This is a genomic window from Shewanella decolorationis S12, assembly GCF_000485795.1.
Taxonomy (GTDB): Bacteria; Pseudomonadota; Gammaproteobacteria; order Enterobacterales; family Shewanellaceae; genus Shewanella; species Shewanella decolorationis.
Genome location: NZ_AXZL01000047.1, coordinates 1 through 17,397, shown reverse-complemented (window position 1 = coordinate 17,397; position 17,397 = coordinate 1). Strand labels below are relative to the sequence as shown.

18 protein-coding genes are annotated in these 17,397 nt (G+C 47.1%); 8 read left to right on the top strand and 10 right to left on the bottom strand.

Going from position 1 to position 17,397, the window contains the following annotated elements:
- The first annotated feature begins 99 nt into the window (after positions 1-99).
- Positions 100-495 carry a hypothetical protein gene (locus SHD_RS03475; RefSeq protein ID WP_023265865.1) on the top strand — a complete coding sequence of 132 codons (396 nt, stop codon included), beginning with the start codon at positions 100-102 and terminating at the stop codon, positions 493-495.
- Between the two features lie 66 nt (positions 496-561).
- Here the strand turns inward: SHD_RS03475 and nqrF are convergent, their stop codons facing one another.
- Genes nqrF through SHD_RS03445 form a run of 6 tightly spaced genes read right to left on the bottom strand, consistent with a single transcriptional unit; the run spans position 562 to position 6,434 of the window.
- Entirely contained in the window at positions 562-1,779 is a 1,218-nt protein-coding gene (nqrF, locus tag SHD_RS03470) for an NADH:ubiquinone reductase (Na(+)-transporting) subunit F (protein WP_023265864.1), read from the bottom strand.
- A gap of 51 nt (positions 1,780-1,830) precedes the next feature.
- On the bottom strand, positions 1,831-2,439 hold the full coding sequence (gene nqrE / locus SHD_RS03465; RefSeq protein ID WP_011621548.1) for an NADH:ubiquinone reductase (Na(+)-transporting) subunit E: 609 nt from the start codon (positions 2,437-2,439) through the stop codon (positions 1,831-1,833).
- Between the two features lie 9 nt (positions 2,440-2,448).
- Positions 2,449-3,069 carry an NADH:ubiquinone reductase (Na(+)-transporting) subunit D gene (locus SHD_RS03460; RefSeq protein ID WP_011071186.1) on the bottom strand — a complete coding sequence of 207 codons (621 nt, stop codon included), beginning with the start codon at positions 3,067-3,069 and terminating at the stop codon, positions 2,449-2,451.
- Positions 3,066-3,860, bottom strand: coding sequence for a Na(+)-translocating NADH-quinone reductase subunit C (locus SHD_RS03455; protein ID WP_023265863.1), 795 nt, complete (start codon positions 3,858-3,860; stop codon positions 3,066-3,068). Before SHD_RS03455 ends, SHD_RS03460 begins: the two co-directional genes overlap by 4 nt.
- Complete coding sequence (locus SHD_RS03450) at positions 3,850-5,064, bottom strand: NADH:ubiquinone reductase (Na(+)-transporting) subunit B (RefSeq protein ID WP_023265862.1); 1,215 nt, start codon at positions 5,062-5,064, stop codon at positions 3,850-3,852. The genes SHD_RS03455 and SHD_RS03450 overlap by 11 nt, the downstream gene beginning before the upstream one ends.
- Positions 5,064-6,434, bottom strand: coding sequence for a Na(+)-translocating NADH-quinone reductase subunit A (locus tag SHD_RS03445; protein WP_023265861.1), 1,371 nt, complete (start codon positions 6,432-6,434; stop codon positions 5,064-5,066). Before SHD_RS03445 ends, SHD_RS03450 begins: the two co-directional genes overlap by 1 nt.
- Positions 6,435-6,887: 453 nt before the next feature.
- Between SHD_RS03445 and SHD_RS03440 the strand changes: the two genes are divergently transcribed.
- The 3 genes from SHD_RS03440 (at position 6,888) to SHD_RS03430 (ending at position 9,485) form a co-directional block, all read left to right on the top strand.
- Positions 6,888-7,928, top strand: coding sequence for an NADP(H)-dependent aldo-keto reductase (locus tag SHD_RS03440; protein ID WP_039977389.1), 1,041 nt, complete (start codon positions 6,888-6,890; stop codon positions 7,926-7,928).
- A 303-nt stretch (positions 7,929-8,231) separates the two neighbouring features.
- Positions 8,232-9,005: an outer membrane protein OmpV gene (gene ompV, locus SHD_RS03435; protein ID WP_023265859.1), complete on the top strand. Its 774-nt coding sequence runs from the start codon at positions 8,232-8,234 to the stop codon at positions 9,003-9,005.
- Positions 9,006-9,026: 21 nt separating this feature from the next.
- Entirely contained in the window at positions 9,027-9,485 is a 459-nt protein-coding gene (locus tag SHD_RS03430) for a CC0125/CC1285 family lipoprotein (RefSeq protein WP_023265858.1), read from the top strand.
- A 235-nt stretch (positions 9,486-9,720) separates the two neighbouring features.
- Here SHD_RS03430 and SHD_RS03425 read toward each other — a convergent pair whose 3' ends face one another.
- The 4 genes from SHD_RS03425 to SHD_RS03410 are packed head-to-tail and all read right to left on the bottom strand — an operon-like array spanning position 9,721 to position 12,951.
- On the bottom strand, positions 9,721-11,013 hold the full coding sequence (locus tag SHD_RS03425; protein ID WP_023265857.1) for an ATP-binding protein: 1,293 nt from the start codon (positions 11,011-11,013) through the stop codon (positions 9,721-9,723).
- Positions 11,010-11,717 (bottom strand): response regulator, encoded by a 708-nt coding sequence (locus SHD_RS03420; protein ID WP_023265856.1) that lies wholly within the window; start codon positions 11,715-11,717, stop codon positions 11,010-11,012. The genes SHD_RS03425 and SHD_RS03420 overlap by 4 nt, the downstream gene beginning before the upstream one ends.
- A gap of 1 nt (position 11,718) precedes the next feature.
- On the bottom strand, positions 11,719-12,102 hold the full coding sequence (locus SHD_RS03415; protein ID WP_023265855.1) for a DUF3019 domain-containing protein: 384 nt from the start codon (positions 12,100-12,102) through the stop codon (positions 11,719-11,721).
- Between the two features lie 9 nt (positions 12,103-12,111).
- The gene (locus tag SHD_RS03410) at positions 12,112-12,951 is read right to left on the bottom strand and encodes a MipA/OmpV family protein (protein WP_023265854.1); all 840 of its coding nucleotides are present in this window, start codon (positions 12,949-12,951) and stop codon (positions 12,112-12,114) included.
- Between the two features lie 396 nt (positions 12,952-13,347).
- On the opposite strand from SHD_RS03410, the gene SHD_RS03405 reads away from it, so the two are divergent.
- The 4 genes from SHD_RS03405 (at position 13,348) to SHD_RS03390 (ending at position 17,296) form a co-directional block, all read left to right on the top strand.
- Positions 13,348-13,770: a VOC family protein gene (locus SHD_RS03405; RefSeq protein WP_023265853.1), complete on the top strand. Its 423-nt coding sequence runs from the start codon at positions 13,348-13,350 to the stop codon at positions 13,768-13,770.
- 174 nt (positions 13,771-13,944) lie between these two features.
- Positions 13,945-14,472, top strand: coding sequence for a CbrC family protein (locus SHD_RS03400; protein ID WP_023265852.1), 528 nt, complete (start codon positions 13,945-13,947; stop codon positions 14,470-14,472).
- A 241-nt stretch (positions 14,473-14,713) separates the two neighbouring features.
- Complete coding sequence (locus SHD_RS03395) at positions 14,714-14,962, top strand: hypothetical protein (protein WP_235056932.1); 249 nt, start codon at positions 14,714-14,716, stop codon at positions 14,960-14,962.
- Between the two features lie 57 nt (positions 14,963-15,019).
- Positions 15,020-17,296 carry a TonB-dependent receptor gene (locus tag SHD_RS03390; protein WP_039977386.1) on the top strand — a complete coding sequence of 759 codons (2,277 nt, stop codon included), beginning with the start codon at positions 15,020-15,022 and terminating at the stop codon, positions 17,294-17,296.
- Positions 17,297-17,397: the final 101 nt, after the last annotated feature.

The window sequence follows — 17,397 nt, the reverse complement described above, 5'->3', positions numbered from 1 at the left end:
TTAGCTATTTGCTTGAACGCAAACCTAAAGCAGATTATGTTGTTGATTTTAAATGACTGACAAAGTTTTCGGTTTAAATATCTGTTCTAAGGAGAGAGCATGTTTTTTACATTACTGTTTATTACCTTTGCACTATCTATAACTGTTTCATTTCTGGTTGTTTCAATTTTTAAAAAACCATTAGGCGAAATATTTTCTCGAATTATTCAAGATTCAATCAGTGCCGCTTGGCAAAAATACATCATTTTTGCCACATATGTTGTGGGCATCTCTGGTGGCGTTAGGATTTATGATTTAGAGCGTTATATTACCGCTCGACATAAAGATGTAGAGATTCTTCAGCTAACACTAGAACGTTGGACTATTGAGATTTATCGGACGATTATTGAAACGTTACAAAGTATTGCAAGGATGTACCTTATAGTATTTATATTTGCCCTTATCGCATACGTCATTGTTAGGGGCTTTGAACATAAAAACGCTAATAAGCAATAAACAAAAATCGCGTTAGGCTCCGCTGTACTAGCTCTGCCTAACGCGATTTTCTATTCCACTTACCGCTCAATCACCAAAGTCATCGAGCAGGATATTTTCAGGCTCGACCCCTAGGCTTTCGAGCATACGGATCACCGAGGAGTTCATGATTGGAGGACCACACATGTAGTACTCGCAATCCTCGGGTGCCTTATGATGTTTAAGGTAATTTTCGTAAATCACATTATGGATAAAGCCTGTGTAACCGGTCCAGTTATCCTCTGGTAGCGGCTCCGACAGTGCCACATGCCAGACGAAGTTGTCATTTTCAGCCGCTAATGCATCGAAATCTTCTTGGTAAAACACCTCACGGGTCGAACGGGCACCGTACCAGAAGCTCATCTTACGCTTGGTCTTTTTACTCTTTAGCTGATCGAAAATATGTGAGCGCATCGGTGCCATGCCCGCACCACCGCCGATAAAGACCATTTCTGCATCGGTATCCTTTACAAAGAACTCACCGAATGGGCCAGAAATGGTCACTTTATCCCCCGCCTTCAGGTTAAAGATGTAAGAAGACATCTTACCCGGTGGCACATTGGCTGAAGGTGGCGTTGCAATCCGCACGTTAAGCATGATTCGGCCCTTTTCATCGGGATAGTTCGCCATCGAATAGGCGCGCAGCACGTCTTCATTAACGGTGGAGACTAAGTCGAACAGGCCGTATTTCTCCCAATCGTCACGGTACTTAGCCGGAATATCAAAATCGGCGTACTTCACCACATGGGCTGGCGCTTCAATTTGGATATAGCCACCCGCCTTAAAGTGTACATCTTCACCTTCGGGCAGTTTCAGCAGTAACTCTTTGATAAAAGTGGCCTTGTTATCGTTTGAGATCACCTCACATTGCCACTTCTTCACACCGAAGATTTCTTCTTCCAACTCCAGTTCCATATCGGTCTTCACCGCCACTTGGCAGGCGAGACGACAGCCTTCTTTGGCTTCTTTTTTAGTGATATGCCCTTGTTCTGTCGGCAGAATATCACCACCGCCTGATTTGACTTTCACCCGGCACTGGCCGCAGGTACCGCCGCCGCCACAGGCCGAGGGAATAAAAATATTCTTGCTCGCTAAGGCGCCAAGCAGTTTGTCGCCCGCGGCAACTTTAATGCTTTTCTCGGCATCGTCGTTAATTCCGATAGTGATCTCACCTGTAGTCACTAATTTCTTTTTGGCGATAAGGATTACTATCACCAGTAGGCACACCACTAAGGTGAACATGCCTATGCCTATTGCCATTTCCATTCGATAACCCTTTTTCTAAACAGAATGCGGTTTCACTTTCTCGGCCACGCGTTACAGCGAGATCCCCGAGAAAGACATAAAGCCAAGTGCCATCAACCCTGTGGTAATAAAGGTGATACCAATCCCCTGCAAGCCTTCGGGAATCGCATGAAACTTCATCCGCTCACGCAGCCCTGCCAACATCACGATCGCCAGCGCCCAACCTGTGCCCGAACCCATAGCAAACACCGCCGATTCGGCAAAGTTGTAATCACGGTTAGCCATAAAGATCACCCCGGCAAAAATCGCGCAGTTTACGGTGAGCAGTGGCAGGAAGATCCCGAGGGAGTCATACAGGCTTGGAATGTACTTATCTAAAAACATTTCAAGGATTTGCACTAAGGCCGCAATCACACCGATAAAGGTGATCAGTTGCAGGTAACTTAAGTCGATGCCAGGCATGCCCGCCCAAGCCAATGCGCCCGGTGCTAACACCTTCACATAGATCAGTTGGTTTAAGGGCACGGCTAAGGTCATCACCACGATAACCGCAACGCCTAAGCCGAAGGCGGTCGACACCTTTTTAGACACGGCTAAGAAGGTACACATACCGAGGAAGAACGACAGCGCCATGTTGTCTAAGAATGTGGCCTGTAAAAACAGATTAATATAGTGTTCCATATCCGCTCCTTAACCGCGTTTACGCTGGATCACGTTAATGCTCCAGATCAGCAGGCCAATCAGGAAGAAGGCGCTTGGGGGCAACTTAAACATCTCGTTAGGTAAGTACCAGCCGCCGTTTTCAACCGTAGTCAACACGCTATGACCAAATAGATTGCCCGTGCCTAACAACTCACGCACAAAGGCCACACTGATCAGCACTAAACCGTAACCCGCCGCGTTACCCACGGCATCGACCACGGCTAAGTGAGGTGGATACTTCATCGCAAAGGCTTCTGCGCGGCCCATGATGATACAGTTAGTAATAATTAACCCAACAAATACAGATAGTTGCTTAGATAGCTCGTAAGCGACATCCTGCAACACCATATCGACGATAATCACCAAGGAGGCAATCACCGTCATCTGGGCAATGATCCGCACACTGTTAGGGATAAAGTTGCGAATGGCGGAGATAATAAGGTTAGAGAACACCAGTACGAAGGTCACCGCCAGTGTCATCACCACGGCCGTCTGCATGGAGTTACTCACCGCCAGCGCCGAACATACGCCCAGCACTTGCATCGCCACTGGGTTATTGGCAAATACTGGGCCTGCTAGCATGTCACGCATGGATAAACTGTTGCTCATTTTGCACCTCCCAACTCACCTTGCTCAGCCGATGCTTTTAATTGGTTGAAGAAGGTTTGGAAACCCTCGACGCCAAACCAAAACTCCATTGCACGTTGCACGCCACGGCCAGTCATGGTCGCGCCACTGACCGCATCTACACCGTGCACATCGCCCTCTTTGGCGCCACCTTTCACGAGGCGCATCACAAACTTGCCTTTTTCATCAAAGAGTTGTTTCCCCTTCCACAGGGATAACCAATGTGGGTCAGTCACAAAGTCACCGATACCTGGGGTTTCACCATGCTCGTAAACCACCATGCCTTTAATAGTATTAAAGTCAGGCTCGACGGCCACGTAACCGTAGATCATCGACCACAGTCCTTTACCGTAGAAAGGCACGACCACACTGGATAACTTGCCGCTATCATCAAACACTTTAAACACGCGGGCATCGTTGGCGCGGGTCTTGATTTTGGCGATATCCTTTTTAGGGGCGCTTGAGGTTTCTGGGTTAATCGCCGCCATGCGCTCGTCAAAGTCGAGTACATTGGCATCGGAGTCCACTTTGCCTGTGTCGAGATTAATCAATAATGGCTTAACGGATTTAGCAAAAATCTCTCTAAACTCATTGCCTTGGCCTAAATTGACATCGGCCGCCATCAACACATAACGTTGTAACTCATCGCGTTTTTTTGCGAGCTTACGCTCTTTCAATACGCCTGCGGTGCCGGTGATCATAAAGGAGCACAAAAGGCAGAGCGTAATGGTGAAGATCATGGTCCCCACTACAGTATCTTTCTTAAATACCATGACGTTTTACTCTCCGTTTGATGTTGGCACGGGCCACCAGATAATCGAACAGCGGTGCCCACAGGTTGGCGAACAGGATGGCTAACATCACGCCTTCAGGCATTTTGGGGTTAGCCACACGGATAAGGATTGTCATAAAACCAATCAAGGCGCCGTAGGCAAACTTGCCTTGGCGGGTATAAGAGGTTGTTACCGGATCGGTCGCCATAAACATCATCGCGATAGCAAAACCGCCCGTGACTAAGTGCCATGTCCAAGGCATTGCCATCATTTGGTTTGTGCTTGAACCAATAACATTGAACAAGGTTGCAGTGGCAATCATGCCCAACATCACACCCACCACGATGCGCCAATCGGCTAAACGGGTGATAAGCAGTAATAGCCCACCAAGCAACACAGCGAGCGTGCTGGTTTCACCAATCGCGCCTACGGTAAAGCCAAAGAAATTATTCCACCAGTTAGGGTCGCTAAAGGCGCTATACCAAGTGTAATCGGCAAATTGCAGCTTACCGGCAGCGGCTTGTGCTAAGGCTGTGGCGCCAGAAAACCCATCTACAGCAACCAGTTGCTTAACGGTTGTGACTTCAGATGGATAGGCAAAATAGATAAACGCCAAACCTGCTAATGCGGGGTTAAGGAAGTTGTATCCCATGCCACCAAACAGCTCTTTGGCAATCACCACCCCAAAGCTAATCCCCATCACCACCAACCAGAGTGGAATCGAAACGGGTAAAATCAGCGTAAATAACAAGGCTGTGACGAAGAAGCCCTCGTGCAGCTCTTGGCGACGTACCTTGGCAAACACCACTTCCCAAAACAGGCCAGTCAATAATGCTGTTAAGTAAATCGGCAGATAAAAACTTAAGCCGTAGAGGAATAGACCAATCACGCCTGTCTCGGCACTTAAGCCACCGCTTAAAGCGTTAAACAGCGCGAGTTTCCAGGTATCTGGCGTGGTTAAGCCGCTTGCAAGTGCGAGCTGAGCCTGTAAACCTATGTTATATAAGCCAAATAGAATGGCGGGTAATAAACAAAGGCCTACTAAGGTCATGGTACGTTTTACGTCAATGGCGTCACGTACGTGCACTTGTCCCTTAGTGCTGCGACCACTGGCGATCACCAATGAGCGCACAAAGCCCTTCATCGATTTACCCGTGGCGTAGTAGTCGTCCTGTAAATCAGGTTTTTTAGGTTGTGTCGTCATTAACCTTCCCTCTCGATAACATCTAGACAGGCACGTAACTCTTTACCGAAGTCATATTTGCCAGGGCACACAAAGGTACACAGGGCTAAATCTTCTTCATCTAACTCCAATGCGCCTAACGCTTGCGCCTCATCGGTATCTCGCACCACTAAGTCACGAACGAGCAGCGTGGGTAAAATATCCAGCGGCATAACGCGATCGAGCTGACCAAAGGCCATCATGGCGCGCTGAGAGCCGCCCTGATGCGTAGTAAATTCAAAGGATTTAGTCAGGCCAAATAAACGGGAGGTTACCGCACGGGTGATAGAAAACTTATCCGAGCCGCCACGCACCCAAGGCAATACTTGGTGCTGCGCATCTTCGGCGAGCACTGATACTTGGTTGTGGAAGCGGCCTAAAAAGTCATGCACACCTTGGGCGGTATGACCTGATAATACTGAGCCTGATACCACACGGTTGTTACCGGGTTTTACTTCGTCGGCCACTAAGGCGCTCAGCTCTGCCCCTAACTGGGTGCGCAGTAAACGCGGGTTAAGCACGCTTGGGCCACCCAGCGCCACCACGCGATCGGTATAGAGTTCACCGGTTTGGAACAGCTTGCCGTAGGCAATTACGTCTTGATAGCCGATATGCCACACCTGACGCTCAATGCTGACAGGCAAGGTAAAGTGAATGTGAGTTCCGACTAATCCGGCGGGATGTACCCCTGTAAAACGGCGCACTTCAACCTTAGGCAAATCAGCACCGACTAAGGCTTCGCCTTTATCTTGGCAGAGGTAAACTTTACCTTCGGTTAAATGACTGAGCACCGCTAAGCCCGCCTTAAAGGCATCGCTCTGCTCAGCAATAATCAAACGAGGATCGGCGGCGAGTGGATTGGTATCCATAGCCGTCACGAAAATACCTGCGGGTTTGCTATCGAGGGCGGGAACGCGGGAGAAAGGACGGGTACGTAGCGCCGTCCACATGCCGCTATTAACCAGTTGATCTTTAACCACATCCGCAGATAAGGCCTGTAAATCGGTGTGAATATCAAAACGGATCTGCTCATCGGCGTCTAAGCCATTGCAGCGGATCACCACGGATTGCAACACCCGACGCTCACCACGGTGGATTGCAACAATCTCACCACTGGCTGGAGCGGTAAACAGCACGCCCTTTGTTTTCTTATCTTCAAACAAAGGTTGGCCTTTTTTTACCTTATCGCCGACTTCCACCAACATCGTCGGTTTTAAGCCAACATACTCCTCACCCAACAGAGCCACTTGGGATGGCCTGTTACCGGGTTCGATGATCTGCCTAGGCTCACCCGAAATCGGCAAGTCGAGGCCTTTTTTGATCGTTATAACTTGGTTTGAAAAATCTGCCATCACAAATATCAACCATGAAAATTTTTAGATAAATTTAGGGTAGATGTTTGTTAACAGATAATCCGATATTGGCGTCACATTCCGCCGCAATTTCGTAAGTAATATACGTAAATTCGCGCCATTTTGTGATATTGATCGCCACGATTTTGAAATCAAAACTTCAAATGTAGTTTTATAACAAATAATTCATAATTCCATCATCTCTGATTTAGCAGCGACTTAAGTATGTGAAAACAGACAAAAATCCCTATCTTCCGCTTCAAATCGAGCCTAAGACACAAAACTCACACTCAGCGCTGACTTAATGTACAAAGATTTGCCATAAGCCCAACAAAATCTCGGTAAGACATTGGTCATTTTTAACCCACCAACATCCATACCACCGCATTAACCTTTGCTTTACAGCAAAAGCTTGATAGCCTCGGACTAAGATAGTTTCCGTAGGAGAAATAGATGGAATACAGACGCATACCGCATTCTAATCTCGAGGTGAGCAAAATCTGTTTAGGTACTATGACTTGGGGCGAGCAAAATACCCAAGCCGAGGCCTTTGCACAGCTAGACTACGCCATAGGCAGTGGCATCAACTTTATTGATACTGCGGAAATGTACCCTGTGCCGCCAAAGCCGGAAACCCAAGGCGAAACCGAGCGCATTTTGGGTCAATATATCAAGGCCCGTGGCAATCGAGATGACTTAGTGATCGCCACTAAGATTGCCGCACCGGGTGGCAAGAGTGACTATATTCGCAAGAATATGGCACTGGACTGGAACAACATTCACCAAGCGGTCGATGCCTCACTCGAACGCCTGCAAATCGATACTATCGATCTCTATCAAGTACATTGGCCAGATCGTAATACCAACTTCTTCGGGGAATTATTTTACGACGAGCAAGAGATTGAGCAGCAAACGCCAATCCTCGAAACCCTCGAAGCCCTCGCCGAAGTCATTCGCCAAGGTAAAGTGCGCTACATCGGCGTGTCGAACGAGACCCCTTGGGGGCTGATGAAATACCTGCAACTGGCGGAAAAACACGGCCTGCCGCGCATTGTTACCGTGCAAAATCCCTATAATCTACTCAACCGCAGCTTTGAAGTGGGCATGAGTGAAATCAGCCACCGCGAAGAATTGCCACTGCTGGCCTACTCCCCCTTAGCCTTTGGTGCTTTAAGCGGTAAATATTGCAATAACCAATGGCCAGAAGGCGCGCGCTTAACCCTGTTCAAACGCTTCGCCCGTTACACAGGATCACAAATGGCACTCGATGCTACGGCAGCCTACGTAGACTTAGCCCGCGAGTTTAATCTCTCCCCCGCACAAATGGCGTTAGCCTTTGTTAACTCACGTAAATTTGTTGGCTCAAATATCATTGGCGCCACAGACTTATACCAACTGAAAGAGAATATCGACAGCTTAAAGGTCTGCCTCTCCCCCGAGTTACTCAGCCGTCTAAATGCTCTCTCAGATCAATTTAGATTGCCCTGTCCTTAGCCAATCAGGCGTTTAATATGGCAATTCAATGGCATCAAAATATAACCTGATGCCATTGGTTGCTATGAGTCAAATTCTATTCTCCCGCATCATTTCCCCAGCAAGTGTTTGACGCTTGTGCGTAATTTTATTGCCACCACAAAATAACCCCGCGTTAAAGCACCTCAAGAGCAAGGTTCCTAACTTCTATCATGCAATTGACCTTAAGGTTAAACACCTAGGTTACATACGGATACAAAGTCCTTTTAGAAACTGAAATATAGTGCTCGCACTACCACTCGACAGAAATTTTAAGGATAGAAAATGAAGAAACTTTGCTTTGTTATCACAAGTGTTTTGATGTCTAGCCATGCTTTTGCAGAGAGCAATACTTACATTCGTAACGGTAATGTTTATAGCCATCAAAATCAGTTTTTTGCAGGAGTTGGTGTCGCAACTGGCAGCAAGTTTTACAAAGGACAAGATCACCAAACGGGTGCCTACCTCAATGGAGGCTACCATGGTGAGGACTTCAACGCCGATCTGTCCGGAATTAACTATCGCTTTTTAGGAACAAATGATAGTGCTATCAATTTCAGCGTATTTGCGGTTGCTAACCCAGGGTTTGATGCAGATGATGCTGATATTCTAGCGGGCATGAAAGATCGCAAATTCAGCGGAGATTTGGGCTTAAACGCTGACATTCATTTAGGTGTGGGTACGCTATCAACCAAATTCCAACACGATGTGACCAATGTTTATGATGGTTTTCAGGCTGATATCACCTATTACCACCCTATCAATCTTGGTTTTGGGGACCTGGTTCCTTATGCAGGAGTGCATTACTTCAGTAAAGACTTTGCAAACTACTATACAGGCGTCAAGTCATCCGAAGCCACAGCACAACGCTCAGCTTATCAGGCCGATGGCACCTTCGCCTACAAACTGGGTTACACCTTAGTCATTCCTGTCACTAAACATTTAGACATTACACAGGCTACAGGTTATTCGCACTTGGGTGCCAATATGGCTGACTCTCCGCTTATTGATAGCCGTAACCAGTGGGTGACCACCTTAGGTGTGAACTATAGTTTTTGAGTAAAATTTTGAGGCAAGGCCATGATATCAATCAAAAAAACGCTTTTATGCGCAGGTTTAGCCCTAATGCTTTCCGCTTGCGCCACTTCCTACGATACCGAAAAACAATTTTGGTCATTCGGTAAAGGATTTGAAACCGTACAAATTGCTCCCGATAGCTGGCAGATCAGTTTTGTAGGCAATACTCATACTGACCGCGCATTAGCCCGTAAATACGTTATGCGTAAATCGGCAGAGTTATGTAAGCAGGCGGGCTATCGCTACTTTACATTTACCCATGAGCAAACAGATCGTGATGCCATTGGCCAATTTGGGGTAGGTGCAACCGCAAGTAAGGATCTCTTGTGGGGAACGTCAACAATGAATCAGGAAACCTCCGTGATGGTCGAAGTGACAGGTTTGCATAACAAGCCTGAGAATACCGATTCTCGCATCTACGATACGGATTACATCCTCAATAATGTTGATGTAAAAAGTTAATGACTAGGGCGTGTTGACGTTTCGAGATTAGATTTTGTTCGTTCTGGCCAGCACGTACTCGCGAAACGAGGAATGATGTGTGGTTATTCTACTCAAATGACGAGCGGCTCTTAAGCCAGTCACATTGCGGCAAAAACAACCCTGAAACATCAACACGCCTAATGACTTCCCGTCTTTGATAGCTCACTAACAAAGACGGGAATTATGTTGAAGTGGAGGATTAAACGCGACGCAGCTATCGTTCAATCTTAAATTTGAGTGACATACGTGCCCCACCCAGCTCAGGAGCGCGTCCGATACACAGTGGCACGTCCATCCAACGACCAATTCTATCGACAATAGCTAACCCCATACCATGACCCGCATTTCCGCGACTATGCAACCCACGCACAAAAGGTTTGATCACTTGAGTGGACTCTTGCTCATCAATCCCCGGCCCATCATCGTCAACATGCAACCAAGCATTGTTTTGCTCTACAGTGATGCTCAGCCTAATTTGTGCTTGGCCAAAACGTAGCGCATTACTGAATAAATTATTCACCTGCATGGATAAGTATTTAGGATCAATTTTGACGTTAATTGGTGTCGAATAGGGAAACAATTCCACTGAAAATCCTGAAAATGATTGGCCTTGATACTTTTCAGCTAACCACGCATTCAACTCAATCGATTGCCATTCTGGCTGGATGTTAGCCTCATCAAGACGGGCGTAACTCAGTAGTGTCATCACCAAGTCTTCCATCGTATCCAAATCACGATTCAAACGCTGGAAATACTTTACTCTAAGCTGTTCATTTTGGGTTTCTTCCAAGGCTTCAATACCAAACCTGAGCCTCGCTATTGGGGTTTTTAAGTCGTGAGAAACCGCCCGACTAAGTAACTTGTTGTCATCAATGAGTTGCTGAATGCGATCAGCCATACGGTTGAATTCAGTTTCAATTATGCCTATATACGATGTTTTTTTAACAGGGATTCTCTGCTGTAAATCTCCCATACCCAACGCTTGGGTTGCCTCACTGAGATTCACTAGTTGACGGATTAGAGGAGAAACCCAAACCAACAAAATCACGACTAAGCCGCTATAAAAAAGTATGGTGTACAGCTTATTTAAGGTAAAACTAACATCACTTGGCGCCACAATATCAGTATTAATATTCAACACTTGCCTAGTTTTAGGCAGTAAATAATGCAAAGAAATACCCTCGTCTGAATCCAGTAGCAGCGACTCTCCTGAATCAAACGCAGTTTTAAGTGCTGAGGGTAAGACAAAATCGGCTTCGCTTATTAAAGACAATTGCTCTGAATTAAGTCGGTTCCAATTTTCGATAAAACCAGTTTGAATAGCACTATCTTCATCTAATGTTTTAGCCAAAGTACTCCCCAACCGCTTTAATGCAGCGAGGTGAGTTATAGCACTTTGCGTTTCATTTTCAGGGTCTAAGAGGTTAGCAAACTCAGTTATAGACCAACCTAAACTTGCAATAGAAACCAGAACGACTAATACCAGAGAAGTCATTAACTTCTTCATAAAACACGCTCTGCGGCGCCGTCATGGCAAAAAAGGTACCCCTTACCACGAATCGTTTTGACCTTGTAAGGTAGGTTTGATGCTTCCTGCAATTTTTTGCGCAAACGGGAAACCCGAATATCCACTGAACGATCTAAGCCATCATATTCAAAGCCCCGCAATTGAGCCACCAACTCATTACGACTGACAATGGTTCCCGCCTTCGATGCTAACAGCCACAACACATCAAATTCATTGGCATTCAAATCCAATGGCCGCTTATCAATAACAACCGATTTTGCCGTCGCATTGAGTACCATAGAACCGAAGACTAATTGCTGTTTTTGTTCTTCATCACTGACTCGGCGCAGCAAGGCTTTTATACGCGCTAACAGCACCTGAGGTCGAATCGGTTTTGTGAGGTAATCATCGGCTCCAGCATCTAAACCACGGATTTCATCACCATCTTCTACACAAGCCGTCATAAATAAAATCGGGCCTGAATAAAACGTCCTCGCTTCTTTACATACATCAAAACCATTCTTAACGGGCATCATGACATCGAGTAAGACTAGGTCAGGCGTATCTTCAGCTATCATTTCTAAAGCAAAGTCACCTTGGCTAGCGACAGTGACTAGATAGCCATGCTCCAATAAATAATCACTTATCCACTCCGCGAGCGAGATATCATCTTCGACGACTAAAATGTGCTTACCGACTGTCATACTAGAATAACCTCCAGCCAGATTGACTCTGTTTGGGTGCTTTATAGACCCATGTGACCACCACTTTGACTTGGGCAAGCGGCCGCACGTCATCATTTCGGATCAAACTAAAAGTCGCGGTTTTATCGCCCTCAAAACTATATTGGTATTCTTGTAACGTTTTGCCACTCCAGCATGTTAGCTGTTGCTGACGATCTGTCAGAATAAGGCAATACTCACCACTCGTAGGTGTCTGCCATCGAAACAGAACATCCTGATAGCAAGTTTGTCCTTTATGGAGCGCAATACAACGCTCTGGAGTAGCAGTAAAAATCACCGCATCATCTTGGCCCCAAGCGAAGAGAGGTGCATTGAGCAACACTAACCATAGATAAAATCGCTTCATGCCTCCTCCCTAAAACACATAACTGATTGAGGCATTAAAATACGATGTATAACCTGCTTGATTAAAAGGACTGTCGGTCACTTCGCTGGACAACAGGTTTAAGCGATACATAGCTCGAAAGACTAAGCTCTCGCTCAGAGGGTAGGCAACGCCAAGTTCAACCCCATAATTAAATGAACTACTCGGACGATATTCGGGAAAGCGTTCCGTTGCTTCTTCTTTGCTTACACCAAAAAGATAGCGATTCAAGGTCGCAGAAGAGTAACCAATGCTTCCTAGTAGGTGAAAATTCCAATTACGAACCTGCCACGACTTACCCAATCTAGCAGAACTCTGAATGCCCTGATCATCATAATAATCAGACACTAATCGATACTGAAAGACATAGTTATCGCCCCAATAACGCGTTGCACGAAATCCGGCACCGATATAGAGCGAATCTTCAGATAACAAATAAGCATTCCGACCAGCTTCATCGAGTGTGCGGGGATCAATATCAGGACGGGACCAAGACCCCTGTAAGTTAGCCAGCAATAACTCTAAAGACCAATCCTCAGAGCTCCACAGATTAATGCCAAGATTCACCCCATCCTGAGACTGGTGGATCATCTCAATAAAAAGCCCCTTGTACTGATACATACCACTGACCAACAGTGACAACTGCGCTGTGCCAGCATCGGTTTGACGAACATCAACTTGATTGATGCCATAAACACTTAATCCCAACTCAAAATTACCACCATCGTCGAAGCGATTAGCGACACCACTGACACTGCTCGCAATATCGGACGCGGCTGAGGTACAGGAAACAATGCTCAGCATTAATACGAAAAACCAATGAATACGCATGCCTATTTAATTCACATTTCTAATGGTTATTTGGCGCTACATTTTACAGCAATTTGTTAGAATATGCGGACTTCAGGGCTATCTTTGCAGCAATTTGGCTGTTATTTATGTAAGCAAAAGTACACTTATGCAGTGATTATGCATAAATAGAGCAAAGACGACTAAGTACCCACTAACAAGACTCTATCAAGGAGTATCCTGCAAGCAAGTGTGCTAAATTCCATTCATTGAATTGATTGTTGAATTAAGGCGATAACGGCTTTCTCCCGCACAGGGGAGTCGTTAAATTGATGAATAGCACGCTATCTGCTCAAGATATCGTTACCTTCCATGTCGTAACCCTATCTATCGTCCCCCAAAGCCTATACGGTTGGGACTTAACCTCTAGGATCTAACATGAAACAAGCCATTGTCCATATCGCACTCGTTGTAAGAGATTACGATGAGGCGATTGATTTTTACGTTAATAAACTCAAATTCGAGTTGATTGAAGACAGCTATCAACCCGAGCAAGATAAACGTTGGGTCGTGGTCGCTCCACCCAACTCCAGTGGCACCGCTTTATTGTTAGCCAAGGCCTCTAAACCGGAGCAAGAACCCTTTATCGGTAATCAAGCCGGCGGCCGTGTGTTTCTGTTCTTAAATACCGATGATTTTTGGCGCGATTATCACTATATGCAGTCCATTGGGATCCGCTTTATTCGTGAGCCGCAGGTGCAGGATTACGGCACAGTTGCCGTATTTGAAGATCTCTATGGCAACCGTTGGGATTTATTGCAATTGAGCCCTAATCATCCCATGGCAAAAAGATGCCAATAACAGTGCAAAGACCAAGCAGATAGCCAAGTAAAAAAACAGAATAAGCGTTAACTATATGGCGCTGCGAGTACCAGATAAGTGCTTATCTCATTGAATAAACGATTGAATTAACCACGCAGCTTGATAATAATCGCTTGGCTATTTAATTGCGTTATTCTTCACTTAGGAGTTGAAATGGATTTCCCTCAGTTTACCTACCATCCCAACCCTCTCAATACTGGCGCCGTGCTCTCAAGCGATGCAACCTGCGAATGCTGCGGCCAAGCACGGGAATTTATCTGCAGCTCAGGAATGTATTGCAGGGACAATGTTGAAGCTATCTGCCCTTGGTGCGTTGCCGATGGTAGCGCCGCAGACAAATTTAATGGCCATTTTGTCGACGATTACCCGCTACTCGACGCGGGGCTAGATATCGCCATAGTGAAGGAAGTGGCGGAAAGAACGCCGGGGTATATCTCCTGGCAACAGGAAGTCTGGCAATCCCACTGTAATGATGCCTGCGAGTTTCATGGCGATGCCGAACTCGCCGATTTACAAGGCTTACAGGGCGAAGCTTTAGAAGACTTTTTAGCCGAATACCTGCAAAGTCATGACCTATGGCAAAAAATCTTATCTAGCTACCAAAAGGGTGGCAACCCGGCCATTTACAAATTTCAGTGTCGCCACTGCCATAAAGTGATTTTCACTATGGATTGCCACTGAACCACTTTATGATCAAAAGTTAATTAGACTCGGTCAATGTAAATCACTTATGTTCTGTTGGTGAATTAGATAAGGCTAAAGCGAATTGGCCTGCATCAGCGACTCAGGTGGCCTGATACGGGCACATGCTTTAGCTTATTTCAACAGGGATATGTGCTTCCCGATAAGACTAACGGCTGAACCTTAACTAATAACAATAATGGCTTATCATCAATTTCGGACTCATAAAAAGTGGCCTTGGTTGCTGCTCAGTGTATGGCTACTGGTTACCCAGTGCTTTGCGCTGACCCATTACACCGAACACAGTCTGGAACATGAACACACCCATTGTATTGTCTGCGATTTTGGCCACGATACCTGTGCAAGTCCGGCATCTATGCCCGTGCTACCACTGGATCTGCAACATGCCAATCATCGTGCCACCACAGCCTATCAAGCCCCTAACTTAGCCCACATCCGCCATGTTGATGTGCGCGCCCCTCCCTTTTAGAAAGCAAATTCAAAAACTTAAAAATTAATTTTTTGCTTATCTACAAGGAAAGGCACAATGAAACTTGCACTATCTTCAATAGCGCTTGCAGTCGCGAGCATGTGTTCATCGGCTATGGCCGCAGAGCTTCAAGGCCAAGTCACTGATCAACAAGGTAACGCGCTCGCCAATGCCCGCGTCAGTGTTGACGGCGGTAACAGCACGACTACGGATACCCAAGGCCAGTATCAACTCAAGATTGCCGATAATAGTCACCTGCACCTACACGTGAGTCATGCGAATTTTAAACATAGCGATCAAGAGATTAGTTCAAAGACTGGTTTGCTCATTCAAGATGTGACGCTGAGCCAAACCCCGATGGAAAATATCGTGGTAACCGCCTCGCCCCTCGCCCGCTCAGCCCTCGAAAGCACCACGCCCATCAGCGTATTGACCGAGGATCAACTCAAGCTCAACACTGAACCCACCTTGGGCGACACCTTAGAAAAACTCCCCGGCGTACAGGCTTCTCACTTTGGTGCGGGTGCCAGTCGGCCGATTATCCGCGGCATGGGCGGTCCCAGAGTACAAGTACTTGAAAATGGCCTGTCGGTTGGCGATGCCTCTACCGTATCGGCGGACCATGCCGTGACCTCCGAGGCCGCCTCAGCGCAGCAGATTGAAATTCTTCGCGGTCCGGGCACCCTACTCTATGGTAATGGCGCCATCGGCGGTGTCGTGAATGTGGTCGATAGCCGCTACAGCGAAACCCCAATCGATGAAGTGACAGGGCACTTTGGCGCTCGCTATGACAGCGCCAATCATGGCCAAACCTACAATGCCGAACTCAACGGGGGTAATGGCCAGTTCAACTGGCATCTGGATGGCACCCACAGAAAAACCGAGGATGTCGACATTCCCGGTAATGCCATTGCCGATATGCCGACCACCCACGGTACCTTAGCCAATAGCCAACTCAAACTCGATGATTACGCCGCAGGCGTTGGCTATACGGGGGATTCGGGTTTTGTTAGCATCTCCGGCGCGCGCACCGAATCCAACTACGGCATCCCCAGCCGTGGTGAGGCCGATGCACCCAATATCACCATCGACTTACAAAAAACCGCTTGGCAGTTACACAGCGGGCTACTCGACCCCTTTGTTGGTTTTAGTAAGTTAAAATTCGACGCAGCTTATAGCGATTATCAACACGCCGAGGAAGAAGATGGCGTTGCTGGCACCACCTTTTTCAACAAGCAGAGCGAAGCACGTTTAAGCCTAAACAATCATCCTTGGGGCGAATGGCAAGGCACCCTGGGGCTGCATGCGGTGCACCGCGACTTTGCGGTAGAAGGCGACGAAGCACTCACCCCTGATAGTAAAACGGACACACTCGCTGCTTTTATCGTGCAAGAACGTAAGCTGGGGAATTTTCGCTTTGAACTCGGCGGTCGCCTAGAGCATTACCGCCTCGCGCCCGATAGCATGCAACTCGACACGCTTAATGGCGAACAAGAGTATCAACCTAATGATTTAACTGATAATAATGTGACGATGTCTGCGGGCGTGGTGTGGGACTTTAGCCCATCATACAATCTGGGTCTATCACTCACCCGCGCCGAACGCTCGGCCACCGCCGAAGAGCTTTACAGCTACGGGCCACACGATGCCACTCAAAGCTTTGAGTTAGGGTCGCAATTTAGCCTAGAGAATGGCCAAATCGTTGCCAACAGCGGCAGTAACGATAAGGAAGTCGCCAACAATATCGACCTCACGCTGCGTAAGTTGGACGGCGCATGGACAGGTTCACTCAGCCTCGCCTATAACCGAGTCAACAACTTCTACTATGAGCGCAACACTGGACTGGTTGCCTCGGATCTAGTCAACAGCGATGAAGAAGGCGATATGCCGGTTTATCAATATACTCAAGGCGATGCGGATCTTTACTCCATCGAGGCGCAGGCAACGATTCCATTTAATGATCTCTGGTCACTCGGGCTCTTTAGCGACTACACCCGCGGCAAACTCGTCGATGGTGGCAACTTACCGCAAATATCGCCGATGCGTGTCGGCTCAACATTAAACTTCGATCTGCAGCAGTGGCACGCAGAGTTAGGCGCCATAGGCTATGCTCGCCAAACCGGCACCGCCGACAATGAGACCGAAACCGCAGGCTATGCCCTAGTGAACGCCGCAGCAACTTATCGCTGGTACACCTCAAGCGGCGATATTTTGGTTTATCTCAAAGGCACCAACCTGCTCAATCAGGAGGCCCGCCCCCATACTTCCCTACTCAAGGATTATGCGCCGTTAATGGGGCGCAACCTGATGCTGGGCGTCACCTATAACTTTTAGCCTCAAGCTTGTCCCGTCCTGAAATAAGTTGACACTTATTTCCACCTAAAACGCCTGATGAACCTCATCGGGCGTTTTGTATTTTAAGGCCAAATGGGGCC